14 protein-coding genes are annotated in these 17,150 nt (G+C 71.0%); 4 read left to right on the forward strand and 10 right to left on the reverse strand.

Annotation, left to right across the window (positions count from 1 at the left end; genetic code table 11):
- The first annotated feature begins 14 nt into the window (after positions 1-14).
- The 3 genes from MU407_RS02545 (at position 15) to MU407_RS02555 (ending at position 3,640) form a co-directional block, all read left to right on the forward strand.
- Complete coding sequence (locus MU407_RS02545; RefSeq protein WP_246955061.1) at positions 15-1,664, forward strand: fucose isomerase; 1,650 nt, start codon at positions 15-17, stop codon at positions 1,662-1,664.
- Between the two features lie 10 nt (positions 1,665-1,674).
- Positions 1,675-2,688 carry a LacI family DNA-binding transcriptional regulator gene (locus MU407_RS02550; protein ID WP_246955064.1) on the forward strand — a complete coding sequence of 338 codons (1,014 nt, stop codon included), beginning with the start codon at positions 1,675-1,677 and terminating at the stop codon, positions 2,686-2,688.
- A gap of 64 nt (positions 2,689-2,752) precedes the next feature.
- Positions 2,753-3,640, forward strand: coding sequence for an aldo/keto reductase (locus MU407_RS02555; RefSeq protein WP_246955066.1), 888 nt, complete (start codon positions 2,753-2,755; stop codon positions 3,638-3,640).
- Between the two features lie 64 nt (positions 3,641-3,704).
- On the opposite strand, the gene MU407_RS02560 is transcribed toward MU407_RS02555, so the two are convergent.
- Positions 3,705-5,189, reverse strand: a complete 1,485-nt coding sequence (locus MU407_RS02560) for an Hsp70 family protein (protein WP_246955068.1) — start codon at positions 5,187-5,189, stop codon at positions 3,705-3,707.
- Positions 5,190-5,440: 251 nt separating this feature from the next.
- Between MU407_RS02560 and MU407_RS02565 the strand changes: the two genes are divergently transcribed.
- Positions 5,441-5,938 (forward strand): FBP domain-containing protein, encoded by a 498-nt coding sequence (locus tag MU407_RS02565; protein ID WP_246955070.1) that lies wholly within the window; start codon positions 5,441-5,443, stop codon positions 5,936-5,938.
- Between the two features lie 6 nt (positions 5,939-5,944).
- Here the strand turns inward: MU407_RS02565 and MU407_RS02570 are convergent, their stop codons facing one another.
- Genes MU407_RS02570 through MU407_RS02610 form a run of 9 tightly spaced genes read right to left on the reverse strand, consistent with a single transcriptional unit; the run spans position 5,945 to position 17,139 of the window.
- Positions 5,945-6,577, reverse strand: a complete 633-nt coding sequence (locus MU407_RS02570; protein WP_102236747.1) for a nucleoside/nucleotide kinase family protein — start codon at positions 6,575-6,577, stop codon at positions 5,945-5,947.
- A gap of 51 nt (positions 6,578-6,628) precedes the next feature.
- Positions 6,629-6,895 (reverse strand): type II toxin-antitoxin system RelE/ParE family toxin, encoded by a 267-nt coding sequence (locus MU407_RS02575; protein WP_246955073.1) that lies wholly within the window; start codon positions 6,893-6,895, stop codon positions 6,629-6,631.
- A complete protein-coding gene (locus MU407_RS02580; protein WP_102236749.1) occupies positions 6,892-7,122 on the reverse strand; it encodes a DUF6290 family protein in 231 nt (76 codons plus the stop codon). Before MU407_RS02580 ends, MU407_RS02575 begins: the two co-directional genes overlap by 4 nt.
- Positions 7,123-7,131: 9 nt before the next feature.
- Complete coding sequence (locus tag MU407_RS02585; RefSeq protein ID WP_246955076.1) at positions 7,132-10,323, reverse strand: UvrD-helicase domain-containing protein; 3,192 nt, start codon at positions 10,321-10,323, stop codon at positions 7,132-7,134.
- Positions 10,324-10,326: 3 nt separating this feature from the next.
- Positions 10,327-13,014, reverse strand: coding sequence for a PD-(D/E)XK nuclease family protein (locus tag MU407_RS02590; protein WP_246955078.1), 2,688 nt, complete (start codon positions 13,012-13,014; stop codon positions 10,327-10,329).
- 9 nt (positions 13,015-13,023) lie between these two features.
- A complete protein-coding gene (locus tag MU407_RS02595; protein WP_246955080.1) occupies positions 13,024-13,545 on the reverse strand; it encodes a hypothetical protein in 522 nt (173 codons plus the stop codon).
- Positions 13,542-14,996: an arylsulfatase gene (locus tag MU407_RS02600; protein WP_246955082.1), complete on the reverse strand. Its 1,455-nt coding sequence runs from the start codon at positions 14,994-14,996 to the stop codon at positions 13,542-13,544. Before MU407_RS02600 ends, MU407_RS02595 begins: the two co-directional genes overlap by 4 nt.
- Before the next feature lie 32 nt (positions 14,997-15,028).
- Positions 15,029-16,168, reverse strand: a complete 1,140-nt coding sequence (locus tag MU407_RS02605) for an SPFH domain-containing protein (RefSeq protein WP_102236754.1) — start codon at positions 16,166-16,168, stop codon at positions 15,029-15,031.
- 59 nt (positions 16,169-16,227) lie between these two features.
- Positions 16,228-17,139 (reverse strand): PfkB family carbohydrate kinase, encoded by a 912-nt coding sequence (locus MU407_RS02610; protein WP_246955084.1) that lies wholly within the window; start codon positions 17,137-17,139, stop codon positions 16,228-16,230.
- Between the last annotated feature and the right edge of the window lie 11 nt (positions 17,140-17,150).

Consider the following 17,150-nt stretch of genomic DNA (forward strand, 5'->3'; position numbering starts at 1 on the left):
CAAGGAGCATCCCCATGACCAGCACGTACCAGATGCCAGCTCTGCGCGAAAAGACCCCTGCGCCGGAGAAGACCGTCTACCTCACCCCGTCGGGCGACTCCCGCGAGAGCGCGAATCTGCCCGCGTGGCCCTACCAGCAGGAGCTCGAGCGCCTGGTCACCGAGGTGATCGAAGCCGCCGGGTGGAGCGTCCAGCGCGCCTTCGAGCCCGACGCCGAGTTCGGCCACGGCTTCATCCGCTCCCAGCGCATGGGCATCGAGGTGTTCAAGAACATCCCCGCCGATGCCCCGCTGATCGTCGCCACCGCGAACTGGCAGTACTCCCACCACGTCCTCGCCGGCCTGCGCAGCCACCGCGGCCCCGTTCTCACGGTCGCGAACTTCGTGGGCGCCTGGCCGGGCCTGGTGGGTCTGCTGAATCTCAACGGCGGCCTGACGAAGATGGGCCGCGAGTACTCCTCGCTGTGGACCGTGGACGGCTCCGACGACTTCTTCCGCGATGGCATCGCCACGTGGCTGAACACCGGCACCCTCGAGCACGACGCCTCGCACGTGAAGCCCCTGCCTGCCCTGCCCGAAACCGCCGAAGTCCAGCTGGGCCGGGCGCTCGCCGACCAGCTCCTGGCGGACAAGGCGATCATCGGCATCTTCGATGAGGGCTGCATGGGCATGTACAACGCCATCATCGACGACGAGATGCTCAACGCCCTGGGCATCTACAAGGAGCGACTCTCCCAGTCCGCCCTGTGGGCCGAGATGCAGGAGGTCACCGACGAAGAGGCCGACGCGATCGGCACCTGGCTGACGGACGCCGGAATGACATTCAAGCTCGGCACCGATGAGGCCACGGAGCTCACCGAGACCCAGCTGCGCTGGCAGTACAAGATGTACATCGCCGCGCTGCGCATCAGCGACGACTTCGGACTGGACGCCGTCGGCATCCAGTACCAGCAGGGCATGAAGGACGTCGCCCCCGCCTCCGACCTCGTCGAGGGCCTGCTGAACAACGTCCAGCGCCCGCCCGTCACCAGCCGTGACGGCTCCCGCGTGCTGTGGGAGGGGGAGGCTCTGCCGAACTTCAATGAGGTCGACGAGGGTGTGGCCGTCGACGCCCTGGTCACCAACCGGCTGTGGACCGCGATGGGCATGGACCCCGCCACCACGCTGCACGACGTGCGCTGGGGCGAGGAGTACGACGGCCAGTACGTGTGGGTGTGGGAGATCTCCGGCTCCGTGCCGCCCAGCCACTTCGCCGATGGGTACAAGGGCGCCGAGGGTTGGCGCCAGGGTCCCGCGTTCTTCCCCGCCGGCGGCTCCACCATCAACGGCATCTCCAAGCCCGGCGAGATCGTGTGGTCCCGCGTGTACGTCCAGGACGAGGGCCTGCACGTGGACATGGGCCGCGGCACCGTCGTGGATCTCCCGGCAGAGGAGACGCAGCGCCGCAAGGACGCCACCAACCCCGAGTGGCCCATCGCCTCGGTGGTGCTCCACGGCGTGACCCGCGACCAGTTCATGGGCCGTCACAAGGCCAATCACGCTCAGCTCGTTTACGCTGACGACGCCGATGCCGCCGATCGCGCCCTCACCGCGAAGGCCGCGTTCTTCGACCGGCTCGGTGTCACCGTGCACCTGTGCGGAGACGTGTCCCTCGTGACTGACTGAGGAGCTGCGCATGGCGTCGTCGACACGACCCACGATCATGGACGTCGCCCGCGCCGCGGGCGTCTCCTCCGCGACGGTCTCCCGGGTCATCAACGGCGCCCCCACCGTGGACAAGCAGCTGCGGTCCAGGGTTGAGGAGGCAGTGGCCGCCACCGGCTACGTCCCCAACGCCCTGGGCCGCTCGCTGCGCCGCGGCGGCACCTCGCAGATCGCCGTCGTCGCGCCCGATGCCGCGAACCCCTACTTCACGCAGATCATCTCCGAGGTGGAGCGGATCGCCCGCGGCCAAGCCCATTCGGTGACCGTCGCCCACACCGAAGAGGACCTGCAGCTCGAACAGCAGTGCTTCGCACAGCTGGTGGGTCGGCAGGTCTCCGGGGTGCTGCTCGTCCCCGTCGACTCCGCACGCACCGATATCTCCGTGCTGACCAGCGCCGGGATCCCCGTCGTGCTGGTCGACCGCGACATCGAGGGGGCGGAGACGGATCTCGTGGCCACCGACAACCTCGACGCCGGTCGGCAGGCGGCCCGCCACCTGTACGAGCGCGGGTTCCGCAAACCCGCCGTGATCGCCGGCCCCGAATCGCTGCGCACCACCGAGGACCGTGCCCTCGGCTTCCTCAGTGCCTGGCAAGCAGCCGGTGGAGAGATCACCACCGATGCCGTGCACCGCGGTGACCTGCACGTGGAATCCGGGCGCAAGCTCGTCCAGGCCCTCGCGGGCGGAGAGACCGACTGCCTGTACGTCACCAACAACCGCATGTCCGCCGGGGCGTTCGAGGCGCTGCGCGGCCGGACCGATGCGCCCGCGCTGCTGGCCACCGACGATGACCTCTGGACGCGCCTGGTGACCCCGTCGGTGTCCGTCGTGGTCCAGCCCGTGCGCGCCACCTCCCGGGCGGCCGCACGAATGCTCGGCCAGCGCATGGCGAACCCGGAGGAGGAGCCCTCCACCACGCTGCTGCGCTCGAAGATCATCGAACGCGAATCCACCGCCCGCGGCACCGGCTCGGTGGGTGCCTGAGGCGCCAGCCCCGTCGGGCCTACGGCCCCTACCGGCCCCGTGGCGCCTCACCTAGGCTCGAGGCATGACCACCACGCAGCGTCGCATCGGCTCTCTCACCGTCTCCGCGATCGGCCTGGGGGTGATGCCCCTGTCCCAGGGCCGGGGGACGGTCGCCACGCGCGAGCAGTCCCGCGCCACGGTCCACGCCGCCCTCGACGCGGGCGTGACGCTCCTGGACACCGCGGACATCTACGCCCCCAGCTGGGACACCATGGGGCACAACGAGCAGATCGTGGCCGACGCTCTGGCCAGCTGGGACGGGGATCGCTCACAGGTAATCGTGGCCACCAAGGGCGGTATCACCCGCGGCGAGGGGGAGAGCTGGGGCCGTGACGGCTCCGCCGCCTACCTGCGCTCCGCGCTCGAGAAGTCCCTGGTGAACCTGCAGATGGAGCAGGTGGACCTCTACTACTGGCACCGCCCGGACCGCTCCATCCGCTACGCCGAGGGGGTGGAGGCGCTCGCGGCCCTGCAGCAGGAGGGGCTGATCCGCGAGATCGGCATCTCGAACGCGAACACGGAGGAAATCGACGTGGCGCTCGAGGTGCTGGGCGACGGGGGTCTCGCTGCGGTGCAGAACCAGTTCTCACCCACGTACTTCCACACCTCCCTGCCGGAGCTGCGCTACTGCGCCGAGCGGGGTATCGCCTTCGTGCCGTGGTCGCCGCTGGGTGGCACCGGCGGTGGCGCGGCCGGGATCGGCACGCGCTTCCCGCAGATCGCCCGCGTCGCCGCCGCGCATGATGTCTCCCCGCAGCAGGTGGTCCTCGCGTGGGAGCTGAGCCTCGGCGAGCACGTGATCCCGATCCCGGGGGCGAGCCGCCCGCAGACCATCCGCGACTCCGCCGCCGCGATGACGCTGCAGCTCACGGACGACGAGCTCGCCGAGCTGAATCAGATCATCGGCTGAGCGAGCGGCTGACGTCGGCCCAGCCGACGTCAGCACAGCCACCATCGGCCCTGCTCACCCCGGATCACGCCGGGACGGTGAGCGCGCAGTCCCGCGTGAACCCGGTGTCCAGATCTCGCAGGCGCACGCTGATCACCCCGGACGCATCCACCCGGTAGGTCTCCTCGATCTGCGGGCCTTCGGCGCGGCGCTCCACCGCGGTCGTGCGCAGCTGCGCCTCGTCCGCTCCCTGCAGCGCCGGGTCGAAGGGGAACAGCACCTCGGCGTGGGGGATAAGGTCACCCTGCGGGTCCTGCCCCTGCCCGGTGTGCTCCACGAACCGGAACCAGCCCAGGTTGTGGGCGGCTCGGTAGCGGCGCACCACCGCGACCTCGCCGCTCGGCGGCAACGGGGTGTCCTCGCCGAGCAGCGGATCCAGCACCATGCGTCGTCCCGCCTCCGCCTCACGGAACACGCCGAGGGAGCGCGAGAGTCGATCCTGCAGGTGCATGCCCGCCTCCGGGTCCGCGGCGATCGCCAGCCCGATCGCAGTGGAGGTCGAGGGGTAGGGGGAGCGGTGAACGCGCCGCCCGAACCGCTCACGCAGCATCCGCGGCACCAGCGGCAGCGCCGAGCTGCCACCCACCAGGTAGATCCCCGCGACGGCGGAGTCCGGGCCAAGCTGTCCCACCAGCTGCTCCATCGCCTGCAGTGAGCGCTCCACGAGCGGGGCGACCGCCTCCCGGACCGCGTCCACGGAGAGGATCACCCCGTTCTCCCCGCAGGCCTCGATGCCCGGGTCGATGAACAGCCGACGGGCCTGCGCGGTCAGGGACTCCTTGGCCTCCCGGCAGGCCTCCAGCAGGCGCGCCTGTTCGGCCGCGGACAGCTCCTCGGCGCGCGTCCCGGTGCGCTCCAGCACCAGGTCCGCGAGCGCCTGGTCGATGTCCTCGCCGCCCAGCCGGTTCACGCCCGCGCTGCCGAGCACCGTGTGCGTGGACCCGTCGGACTCCACGAGCGAGGCATCAAAGGTTCCGCCGCCCAGGTCGTAGACCGCCACCTGGGTGCGGCGGGAGTTCAGGGTGCCGCCGTGACGGTGGGTGTACTCGAAACCAGCGGCGGAGGGCTCGTTGAGCATCGCGAGCACCGTGAACCCGGCGCGCCGGAACGCCTCCAGGGTGAGCATCCGCTGCGTGGTGTGCGCATGGGCTGGGACTGACACCGCTGCTTCTCGGGCCTGCTCCGGCAGCTGCTCGCGCACATGCGCAAGGAAGGCGGTCAGCAGGTCCAGCAGCGGGAACTGCTGACCGCCGAGCGGCACCGTGGTGGCCGGGTGCGCATCCGGATCCCCGAGGATCCGCTTGATCGACCGCACATGCGGGGCGCCGCGACGGGCAGCCTCCACGGCCGCAAAGCCGTGGACGAGCTCGCCACCGTCGAGGGCGATCACGGTGGGGATGTGCTCCTGGGCATCCCCCGCTGCATCGGGGAAGGTCAGCACGGGATAGTTGCCGCGATCCGCGGCGGCGACGATGGTCCTGGTGGTGCCCAGGTCGATTCCGATGCGCATGGCCACCACGGTACCCGCGTGAGGTTCCTCGCCGCCCTCTCCGCAGTGATGGTCGGTGATCCGATTGGAGAGTACGGTGGATGGGTCCGTAAGAGGAGAGGAGTCGGCATGCCCACCGTGCATGCAGGGAGCGAGGCGGCCCACGTGGCCTGCTCGGTGTGATCGCGCGCGCCGCACGGCGCGCCATCGCTGATCGATCCCCTGACTCCTGCACGCCCTGAATCCGGGGCGTGTCTCCGAGAGGACCCCTCATGCATTCCCTGACCGAGAAGCAGATCCGTTCCAGCTTCGTCAACGCCTCCAAGGGCGACGCCCAGCGCGCCGTGCTGCCCGACCTCGCAGCCGTGGCGTGGGAGGACATCGACTACCTGGGCTGGCAGGATCCCCGTAAGCCGGAGCTGCACTACGTGGTGCTGGAGGTCGACGAGCAGGTCGTCGGCCTGTTGCTGCGCGGCACCGGACGCCCGCCGGTGCGCAGACAGCTGTGCGCCTGGTGCGAGGACGTGATCGACGGGGTGGGCGCCGCCTCGTTCGTCGCGCCCCTTGCGGGGACGGCGGGCCGACGGGGCAACACGAAGGGCACTGCAGTGTGCGCGGATTTCCGCTGCAATCGCAACGTGCGCCGCGCCCCCGCCGCGTGGGAGGTGCGCACGCAGGACCCGGAGCTGCTGGCTCACCAGCGTGAGCAGCGGATCGCCGGGCTGCAGGATCGCAGCGCCGCCTTCGCCCGGGCGATCATGGCGGGCTGAGCCCTCTCAGCCCAGCTCCACCACCGCGTCGGCTCGGCCTCGGGTCGCCGTGATCCGTCGAGCGTTCTTTTCATCGGGCCCAAGGGCCCAGGCTCGTGCAGCCGCGGGATCCTTTCCGAACTCGAGGTGCCGGGCGATGAGCCGCTCCTGCCGCAGCACCTCTGGCGCCTCCACGTACCAGCACTCATCCAGCAAGGCGCGGACCTGCGCGAAGGGACCCTCGTCAAGCAGCAGGTAGTTGCCCTCGGTGATCACGAGCGGCGTCTGGGGCGGGATCTCGATCGCCCCGGCGATGGGTTGCTCGAGGTCGCGCTCGAACATCGGCGCCCACACCGGCGGATCCGTCGGCCGCGAGACGCGCACGCGCTGCAGCAGCGCCGCGTACCCGGCGGCATCGAAGGTGTCCGGGGCGCCCTTGCGATCGGCGCGACCCAGGCGCGCGAGCGCCACATCGGCCAGGTGGAAGCCGTCCATCGGCACCACGACGCACTGCTCGCCGAGGGCTTCGCGCAGCGCGGAGGCGAGGGTGGTCTTCCCGGCGCCGGGCGCGCCGGTGAGCCCGAGGAGCCGACGCCCGCCCGCCCGCAGCGCCGCATCCAGCAGCACCCGCGCCGCATCGACCGCCTGCTCAGGAGTCATCGCCCGCACCCAGCGTCACCTTCCCTCAGCTGAAACGCGAAGAACCTGTCCTCAGTCGTCGTACACCGTGGAGCGATGACCGACGTCAAGCGCGATGATGATCAGCTCGCTGCGTCGGATGTCCATGATCACGCGATAGTCGCCAACGCGCAGGCGCCACATGCCCACGAGAGGTCCAGAGAGTGCCTTGCAGGCGCTCGCTGGGTCTTCGCGCTCAGCGAGACGATGCATCGCATCGGTGACGCGCCGAGCAACGGGCTTGTCGAGTTTCCGGAGCGCTTTCGCAGCGCGGGGCGCGTAGCGAACGGCCCAGCTCATGTGAAGAGCTCCGCCTCCAGCTCATCGCTGCTGATCGTCTCGATCTCCCCGCGTCTGATCGCCAAGGCCTCTTCCTGCAGCCGATATGCGTACTCGAGTTCGTCGAGGTGTTCCAGCAGGGCTTCGCGCACGTAGAAAGCAGCCGATCGCCCGGTTGCTGTGCTCAGGGCGTCGAGGCGCTGCTTGATCTCTGCATCAAGCCGGAAGCTCACAACGGCTGTAGACATGTATACAGCTTAGCTGTTCGATGCTGCACCCGCACCCAGCTGCACCTCCAGCACCTCGCCGCGCAGCGGCAGGTGGATCAGCACCCGCGCCACCTCATACCCCGCGGCGGCGAGAGCCTGGGCGTAGGTGTGCAGCTGCCCCAGGTACTGCTCGCGCACATGCTCCACGGGGTCCTCGCCCGGGTAGGACTTGTGGTCCACGAGCACCACGCGCCCATCGGGCAGGCGCAGCAGCGTGTCGATCCAGCCCTCCATCGCCTGCGCGTCCTCGTTCCACCAGGAGATCGGCTGTTCGGTGAGCTGCACGGCCCCCGGGAACTGCGCGGCCACGAACTCCGCCCACGCCTGCCCGGCGCGGCGCAGCACATCGGCCCCCACCGCACGCTCCACCAGCCAGCGTTGCACCAGGCGCTGCGCGGCCCGCTCCTGCTGCGCGGCGCTCATCACCGAAAGCGGCAGCGCGAGATACCCGTGGATCGCCTCGCCCACGCGCTCCCAGCGCTCCCCGCCACCGGTGACGAGCCGCTCTCCGATTCGCTGCGGCGCGCCGACGATGCCCAGTCCCTCCGCGGACTCCACCCCGGAGGCCCGGAACCGCGCGGCCAGACGCTGCGGCGAAGCCTCTGGGCGCACGGGGATGTCCGTTGCGGCCAGCGGCTCCGTCGGCTCCGGGAGGGCCGACGGGGACTGCACCGCCTCCTTTGCATCCACCACGATGCAGCGGCCCGGCAGCTCCCGGCCGCGCACCCGGATGCCGCCCTCACCCCAGGACACCAGGGCGGGCTCGGCCGGCGCGAGCTCCTCGAGCACGCTCGTCGGCCCGCCGACCGCGAGGATCTGGGAGTCGATCGCCCGCGTCAGAGCCACATACTGCAGCCGCGCATCCTCCGCCGCTGCTCGCGCGGTGCGCGTGCGCGTGAACTCCGCAGCCGCAAGAGCCTCCGTGACGTCGCTCGTGGTGGGCATCTTCGGCCAGAACAGCAGGCCGCGGCCGGCCAGAGGCGCCGTGACATCCACGGTCTTCGGCGAGGTGACCACCACGCCCCAGGTGCGGTCGCGCTCCCGGGTGGCGGCGGGCAGGTAGGTGACCACATGCGGCCACTCCAGGCCCTTCGCGCCGTGGATCGTCCCCACCCACACCGCATCGGCGAGGGCCGACAGATCCGGGCTGCCCTCCCAGTCCTCGAGGTCTGCGCGCAGCCCCGTGAGGGTCACCGGCGCCCCTGCGGCGCGGCGCTGCTCCGCGGTGGTCGCGGCGAGCGCCCGCAGCGCATCCAGGGAACGCCGACGGGAGGCCTGGCCGGACCAGGGTTTGATCCGCTGCGGCAGATCCAGCGCATCGATCAGCGCCTCGATCATCTCCCCGGGCGTGTATCCCACGCAGGCGCGGCGCACCGCCCGCAGGCCCTGGAGCGTCGGATCCTCCCACCAGCGGGTGAATACGGCCGACGGGTCCGGCGCGGCCATGAGCTCGTCGAACCACGTGTCGTGGGCGGCATGGTCCTCCAGCAGCACCACCAGCTGGGTGAGGGCGAGGGTGTCCGAGTCATCGAGCGCAGCAGCGAGCCCTGCTCGCACCAGCTGCACCTCCCGTGCGGCCGCGAGCTCGCGGGTGGCGCCAGCGGTGGGTACCCCGCGCTCCTGCAGCGCCGTGATCACCGCGTCCCGCTCGGCGTTCTTGCGCACCAGCACCGCGACTTCCCCGGGCCGCCAGGTGCCTGAGCGCAGACGCTCGGCGATCTGCTCGGCGATCACCGCCGCGTGCTTGGCCTGGGAGAGCGCGCCCTTGCGCTGCTGGGCGCCCTGCCACACCTCGAGCTGCCCGCCGGTGGCCTTCTCGGCGCGCTGGGCCGGGATGGCGAGCTCGATCTGCCCGCGGTCCATGCCGGCGCGTTCGAACACGTCGGTGAACACGGCGTTCGTGAACTCGACGAGCTGCTTGGTGGAGCGCCAGGAGTCCGTGAGGGTCTCCGCGGTGCCCTGCCCGAAGATGGTGCCGCCGCGTTCCAGCGCGGTGATGATCGCGGCCATCAGCGCGGGGTCCGCATCGCGGAAGCCGTAGATCGCCTGCTTGGGGTCACCCACCCAGATCCGGTCCTCGATCAGCTGCGAGAGCTCGAGGAACAGGGCGAGCTGCACGGGGGAGGTGTCCTGGAACTCATCGACCGCCAGCAGGTCGAACCGTCCACGCACGGACTCGCGCACCCGCGGCGAGGTCTGCAGCAGGTGCAGCGCCTGCACCTCCTGGTCGATGAAGTCGATCAGGCCCAGCTCCCGCTTGTGCTGCTCGTAGTCCTCCAGCGAGCTCGCCGCGGTGGTGAGCACCAGCGCGATGAGGTCATGCACATCGCGCTGCCACGCTCCGTCGGCCGGAAGATTCTCCCGGATCTCGAGGGACAGCGGCTCCAGCAGACGAGCGGTCACCGCGCCGTAGGAGCCGGCGGCGATCTTCGTCCACCCCGACCAAGGGGCCCGCTCGTGGCGGGCGAGGATCCGCCGCTGGCGGCGCAGTGTCTCAAGGTCGGTGGTGGTCTTGTTGACTGAGCGGGCGGGGACGGTCCCGGCCTCGAGCTCGGCCTGGATATCGGCGATGCGGGCATGGAGCTCATGCAGCCACCGGGCCCGCTGATCGGGCACCGGATCGGGCAGCGCTGCGGCGCGGCGGTACGCCTGCCAGGACTGCTCGGCCGCTGCCCGCAGGGCGTTGGCGTCCAGCAGGTTGGTGCGGGCGGCGTCGGCCACGTCCCGGACGCGCGCCTGCCAGGCCTGGCCACGGCCGTAGGGGGCGTCCTCATCGGCGTCATGTTCGGTGCGGGCCAGCAGATCCGCATGCGCCACCTGCGCCTGCGCGGCGGTGCGGGAGATCGCGGCCGCGAACGCGGCCTTCTGCGTGTCCGCATCCAGCACCGTCACCTCGGGGGAGATCCCCGCATCCAGCGCATACTCGGCCACCAGGCGCCCGGCCACGGAGTTCACCGTGCCGATGAGCGCAGAGTCGATGCCGCGCGCCGCCGCGACCTGCCCCTTATCCAGCAGGGTGGAGCGCACCCGCCCGGCGAGCTCCTGCGCGGCCTTCACGGTGAAGGTCGTGGCGATGATCCGCGAGGGGTCCAGGCCCTGCCCGATCCGCTCGGCGAGACGCTGGGTGAGGGTGTACGTCTTGCCGGACCCGGCGGAGGCGGTGATCAGCGTGAACGGCATCGGTCAGCTCCTGTCCCCGGCGAGCCCGCACAGCAGCGCGAGATCGCAGTAGTCGCAGCGCGCATCGACCACCAGCTCGCCGCGGCTCGCGGCGGCCTCCCGGGCGCGCTCGTAGGTGCGGGTGGCCTCGCGTCGCGGAGTGGAGAGGTCCTGCCCGGCATCGAGCAGAATCTGCCCGCTGCGCGCCCCGACGGCGCCGGCGCGAATCGCCTCGAGGGCCTGCTCCATCCCGGTGCGGCCCTTCTCCCACAGCTGTGTGAGGGGCAGCGGGGTGCGTCCGGCGGGGTCCAGCAGCGGGTTCGCGGAGACGAACTCACCTTGGGAGAGCAGGAAATAGCCGACGTCCGTGCCTGCCCCGTCTGCGCTGTCCGAACCCAGCGACCAGGCGTAGGAGGCCAGCTGCAGCGCCTCCCCGGTATCGAACAGATCCGGGTACTTCTTCGCGGCGTACGTCCACTTCAGGTCGATCACGACGGGTCGGCCGTCGGCGTCGTGAGCATCGACGTCCCGGAACCCGCGGAACGGCACGGTCGCCTCCCCGCCCGCCAGGTGCAGGGTGAGCGGGCGTTCGAATCCGGATTCCGCCGCGGTGATCGTGATGCCCGCCGCCGCGAGACGGTCGAAGAACTCGCGCAGGGAACGGACGGCGCGCTCACGCATCTCGGCGAGCTCCGCCTCCCGCCCGGGCAGCAGCAGCTCGGAGGCCAGGCGCGGCACCTGCGCGGTGAACTCCGCGCGGATCCGCTCGGTGCTTGGGGCACTGGCGGCCCCGGCGCGCACGAGCTCTTCGACGACGGCGTGGACGAGGGTGCCCACCATCTGGTTGCCGGTGGGGACGTTCGCGCCGGTGGCGGGGCGGATCCGCAGGCCATGGCGGTACACCCACTTCTGGCGGCAGCCCAGCAGCGTCTCCGCCTGGGAGTAGGAGAGGCTGCGGGGCAGCAGATGCGGCGCCGGGGCAGCGGTGCGCGTGAGGTCCGCCGGCCGCGGTGGGATCACGGTCCGGGGCGGGATGCTGAGCGGCCGCGCAGCACCGGCGAGGTGGAAGCTGCCGGGGCCGACGGTGTCCGCGGCCGGGCGGGTGCGTGCTTCCAGGACCTTCTCCACGGTGCCGCCGTCTGCGGTGCTCTCGGCTGCGAGGTGCGCGAGCAGGGGATGCGGGGCGGTGGGCTCTTCACATCGGTGCGCGGCCCGCACGGCGATGATCCGCCGCGCGCCGCGCAGGGCCCGCAGGCCGGCGTCGGTCTCGAGGGCCGCGAGCTGCGCCGGGGGCAGCAGATGCGCACCCAGCCGAGTCAGTGCCGCGGTCTCCTGCGGGTCCCACTGCACGGGGGCCGATGGGGCCGGTCGTTCAGCGCCCCACCACAGCACAGCCCCGCCGGTCGGCAGCAGCTGGGCGGGCCGGGCGCAGGACCGCCACGGCGCCCCCGCCTCGGGGCGGGCGAAGGGGGAGGGGGAGCGGCCCCCGGTGGCGCCGATGATCCGCGTGAGCTCCCGCGGCGCGAGAGGGCGCTGCGGCTGAAGACCCTCGAGCACCTCGCGCAGAACCTGCAGATGCGTCGCGGCGCGCAGCAGCTCCGGATCGCCCTGCCCGAGCCGGTGCAGCCGCGTCCCGAGCGGCTCCAGCACGGCGAGGAGCCGCGTCGGCGTCAGCTCTGTGGTCTCCAGCGGCGCGGTGACGGTGCGGTCGATCCACCGTGCCACCTCGCGGGCGCTCTCCGGCAGGTCGGGATCGGCTTCGAGGGTGGCGAGGGCCGCGCGCCAGGCCGGCCCGCCCACTCCGGGCTCCTGCTCAAGGGCCGCGAGCAGCTGCCGACGCACCCGCGCGGGCACGAGCCCCACATGCTGCCCGCCGTCCTCCGGGGCATCCAGCACCCGCAGGTCCAAAAATGCCGCGAGCTGCTGCACATCCACCGGCGCGACCGCGATGGAGAGGAACAGCCCGATGATCTGCCCGGCGGTGCGGTCGGCCGATGGGGCCGCGATGCCGAGCGCGGGCAGGTCCCGGCGGTGCAGCTCCTGATCCAGCAGCACCGTGCCCGTCGTCGCAAGGACCTGCAGGCCAGCGCCGTCAGCGCGGTCGTGCCCGGCGAGGAAGCGCGCGGCGGCCTCTGCGGCGGTCCACTCGTCCTCCGCCTCGATGAGGAGCAGCTCCGGCTGACCCGTCGGCCCCTCCACGATCCGTTCCACGCGCACCCCCGCCGCGGTGAGCTGCGCGAACAGTGCGGGCCACAGGCCCGGCAGGGCGGCGGGATCCTCATGGCAGCGGATCTGCTCGATCCCGAGCGGCCAGTCCGCCTCGCCCGCCAGCAGGTCCACGACCTCCCGCAGATCATCCGCGGGCCCGGGGGCGTGCTGCAGCTGCTCATCCAGGGCCGTGATCGCGGCGATCCGCGCCGGCAGCTGCGGGCCGGGCGTGAGCTGCGCACCGGCCTCGACGGCGGCGTCACGAGCCCGCAGCAGTGCGGCCGCGGTCGCCCACGGGTCCGCGGTGAAGGAGGCGCGGGACCAGGGGTCATCCGCGGCGGCCAGCGCAGTCATCGCGCGTGCGGTGCGCACCGCCGGGGCCAGCTGCGGGCGGGTCAGGCCCAGGCGGCCCTGCAGCAGCTGCAGCAGACCGCGCGGCCCCGTGCGCACACCCGCATCGGCCCACGCCGTGCCATCCAGGGACCAGCCGAACTCGATGTCCATAGCAGCACTCTAGGGGTGGGGTGAGACAGCGCTCATCGGCCGGTCCCCGATCACCGCGGTCACGATGCCGGTGATGAACTCCGCGAGCCGCGCCGCCGGGATGACGACGATCAGCGAAAGGACGAACAGCGAGCCGAGAGTGTTGGCCATCTCGGGCACATCTGCCGCGCGCAGCAGCGCCGAGAGCCCCCACAGCGACGCCGGCAGCGCCGTCGCGAGCGCCACGCTGACCAGCAGGATCACCGAGAGAGCCCGGGGGTGACGGGGGAGCGTCACCACAGCCAGCACGCCCACCGCCAGATCCAGCAGGAGCTGCAGGATCCCGAGCACCAGCACGATCAGCGCCAGTGCCGTGGAGGCGAACGCGAGAGTCTCGATCGTCCCGGGATCCACCGAGCTTTCGCCCTTCCCGGCGCCGAGGATGGAGAACAGTGCGACCACGCCGGTGCCGAGCGTGATGATGCCGAGCACCGTCGTGACCGCCGCGCACACCGCCCCGCCGATGCTCAGCCAGCCCAGCGTCCGCCTCATCGCGCGAACTCGCGCACCCACTCGGCCTCGGAGCGCAGGGGCCGGCCGGCCACCAGTTCGTCGCCGTCCACGAACCCCTCTTCGCGGCCCCGCAGATGCTCGATCAGCAGTGCCCGATGCTCCGCCAGCAGCTCCGGCTCGTGCTCGGCGAGGTCGTGCTCTTCATGCGGATCGGTCTCGAGGTCGAACAGCTGCTCATGGCCGTCCCCGGAGAACCACAGGTACTTGTACCGCTGGGAGCGGATCCACTGCATCGAATGCCGACCCAGTGAGCCGATCAGATGCTCGCCGTGCAGGTGCTCGCGCGTCTCGTGGCGCAGGTCGATGCCGTCGACCCCGTCGGGCACCGGCACTCCGGCTGTCCCCAGCAGGGTGGGCATGAGGTCGCGCAGCTCCGCGATGGTGTCCACCGCCCCCGGCTCACCCCAGCCCTCACGCCACTTGTGCGGCACATGCACCAGCAGGGGGATGCGGGCCGAGCCCTCGTAGCCCACGGACTTGCGGTACATGTCGTGGTCGCCCAGCATCTCGCCGTGGTCGGAGACGAACACGATGATCGTGTCCTGCTCGAGCCCCAGATCCGAGAGCTTCTCCCGCAGCCGGTTCAGCTGCAGGTCGATGAACTCGATCGAGCCGTAGTAGCCGGCTCGCACCTGCTGGTGCACCGACTCCTTGCGGGTGGCGAACTCCGCTTCGGGATCGTGATCGCGCCGATGCTCATCGAACCGCGACACCCACTCGCCCATAGCCCGACGGGGGCCGGGTCTGTCGCGGTACTTGTCCCACAGCCACCCCGGCGGGTCGAAGGGCGCATGCGGCCGATGGAACGACATGTACAGGAAGAACGGGCGGGTGGGGTCGCGCCGCTCCAGGAAGCGGAAGGACTCATCGGCCACCCAGCGGGTGGGGTGCAGCCGCTCCTCCCGCTCCCAGGGCCGGGCTGTCATCGCATTGCATCCCACCCCGGTGTCCTGATAGTCGGCGCGGGGATCTCCGGTCTCGCGCCGCAGAAAATCCACATAGTCGTCGATCGCGCCCGTCGGCCCCCCGGACAGCTGCCGGGAGACGTGCAGGAACCCGTCATGCAGCAGCACATCGTCGAAACCGCAGCGCGCCCGATCGGGAAACACGTGCATCTTGCCCACCGCGAAGGTCTGGTACCCGTGATCACGCAGCGTGGACTGCAGCGTCACCGGGTAGGCGTCCGGGAAGGAGATGCGCTCGCGGTAGCCGTAGCGGCCGTGCAGCTCAGGAGACTTGCCGGTGAACATCGCGACCCGCGCGGGCACGCACGTGGGCGTGGCCGAATAGGCGCGGTCGAAGCGGTACCCGCCCCGCGCGAGGCCGTCGAGGTTCGGAGTGTCGATGTGGTCGTTGCCCACCACGCCGAGGGCGTCGGCGCGCATCTGATCCACGCAGACCAGAATCACGTGGGGACGGTCGACCATCATGCTCTCCTCGGCTCAGCTCGGCTGAGTGCTGCTCAGCCCTGCGGGTTCGCGCTGCCCGGATGCGCCCACGGCGGGGTGCCCGAGCCGGGATAGTCCGGGGGCATCTGCTGCGCGGCCTCGCGGGCCTGCTGCTCCGCCTGACGGCGGGCACGCTCGGCACGCTCCCGCTCCTGTTCGCGTCGGCGCTGCTGGGCGGCGGCGCGCTGCTGATCCTGCTGCTCGGTGTCGTCGGCGTGCGCATCGGCGTCCTGCGCGGCCTGCGACTGCAGCATCGCGTTGCGGATCTCCTCACCCATCTGGCCCACGGACCCGGGGTTGGAGGGCAGGTACAGCACATTGGAGCGGCCCTGGCGGGAGATCGACTCCATGGTGTCGAAGTACTGCGTCATCAGCAGCAGCTGCTCGGCCGAATGCTCGATGCCGACCTTCTTGAGCATCTCGTACTGGTCGGCGATACCCATGGCGATGGCCTTGCGCTGCGCGGCCACACCCTCACCCTGCAGGCGCTTGGACTCCGCCTCCGCCTCGGCCTGGGTGACGCGCTTGATCTTGTCGGCCTCCGCGAGGGACTGGGCGGCTACCCGGTCGCGCTGCGCGGCGTTGATGGAGTTCATCGAATCGCGCACCCGCTGGTCCGGGGAGATGTCCTGAACCAGGGTGTTGATGATGTTGAAGCCGAACTTCTGCATCGACGCGGACAGGGTGTGCTCCACGGAGCGGGCGATATCGTCCTTGGACTCGAAGGCGGCATCGAGTTCAAGGGAGCTCAGCGCCGAACGGACGGTGTCGAACACGTAGGAGCGGATCTGCGCCTCGGGGTTGGACAGCTCGTAGTACGCGGCGACGACCTGGTCCTTCTGGATCTGGTACTGCACCGCCACCGGCACAGTCACGAACACGTTGTCCTTGGTCTTGGACTCGATGTTCACCTCGAGCTGCTGCACGCGCAGCGACACCGGGCGGGTGATGTTGTCGATGAACGGGGTCTTGAAGTTCAGGCCGGCGTGGGCGACGCGCTTGAACTTCCCAAACCGTTCGACGATCACCGCCTCCTGCGTGTGGACGGTGAACATCATCGAGGTGCGCAGCCCGCCGAACAGCAGAGCGGCGACGATGGCCAGGCCGACGAGCAGGACGATGGCGATGACAACGAAAGCGATGAAGCCTTCCACCGGGGCCCCCTTTCAGGTAGTAGGTTTCCGGCTCCCAGCCTACCGGCGCGACGAGCTGGTCACGCGAGGAACTCGTCAACCTCCGCGCGGGTGGGCGCCGATTCCGGGCCGCGGCGGGTCACGGCGATCGCCGCGGCGGCGTTGGCGCGGGTCGCAGCAGACTCCCAATCCGCCCCGAGGGCCCGCTCGGCGAGCATCACCCCGGTGTGGGTGTCCCCGGCGCCGTTGGTGTCCACAGCCCGCTGCGGGAACGCCGGGATGTGGGTGCCGCGGCCGTGGTGGAACACCAGGCAGCCCCGGGAGCCGTCGCGCACGATGATCACGCTGCGCGGGGCCATGCGGCGCCGCAGCGCCAGAGGGGTGTCCACCAGTGCGTCGATGCCGCTGACGGCCCGGGCTTCATGCGCGTTCGAGGTCCACACCGTGGTGCGGGACAGCACCCGATCCTGCAGTTCGCGGGGGAACTGCGCGAAAGCATCCCCCGGATCGAGCACCACCTCCACCCCGGGCGGGAGGGTGTCCAGGAACTGCAGCAGCGGCTCCCGGGTGGGCTCGAACAGGGTGTAGCCGGAGACGCACAGCAGGTCCCCGGGCTGCGGATCCAGCCGGGCGAAGGACTCAGCGGTCACGTCCCGCTCAGCGCCGTAGACGGTCAGGAACGTCCGCTCGGCCGTCGGTTCGAGCATGACCAGGCAATACCCGGTGTCGGCGCTGGTACGCGGAGTGTCGGCGATCAGCACGCCGTCACGCTCCAGAGCCGCGCGGATCAGATCGCCGTTGGGTCCCGTGCCGTGCGCACCGCCGTGCACCGCCGACGCACCGGTGCGGGCGGCGGAGATCAGGATCGTGGTGGCCCCACCGGCGTAGCGCTGCTCCGAGCGGGCGTTGGTGTTCCCGCCGCGCTCGGGCAGGGCATCGACCTCCACGATGATGTCGACCAGTGCCTGGGCGGTGTGCAGGACGCGGGGCATGCTGGGGAGTC

Origin of the sequence: Brachybacterium sp. Marseille-Q7125, from assembly GCF_023062615.1 — a bacterium.
GTDB lineage: Bacteria > Actinomycetota > Actinomycetes > Actinomycetales > Dermabacteraceae > Brachybacterium.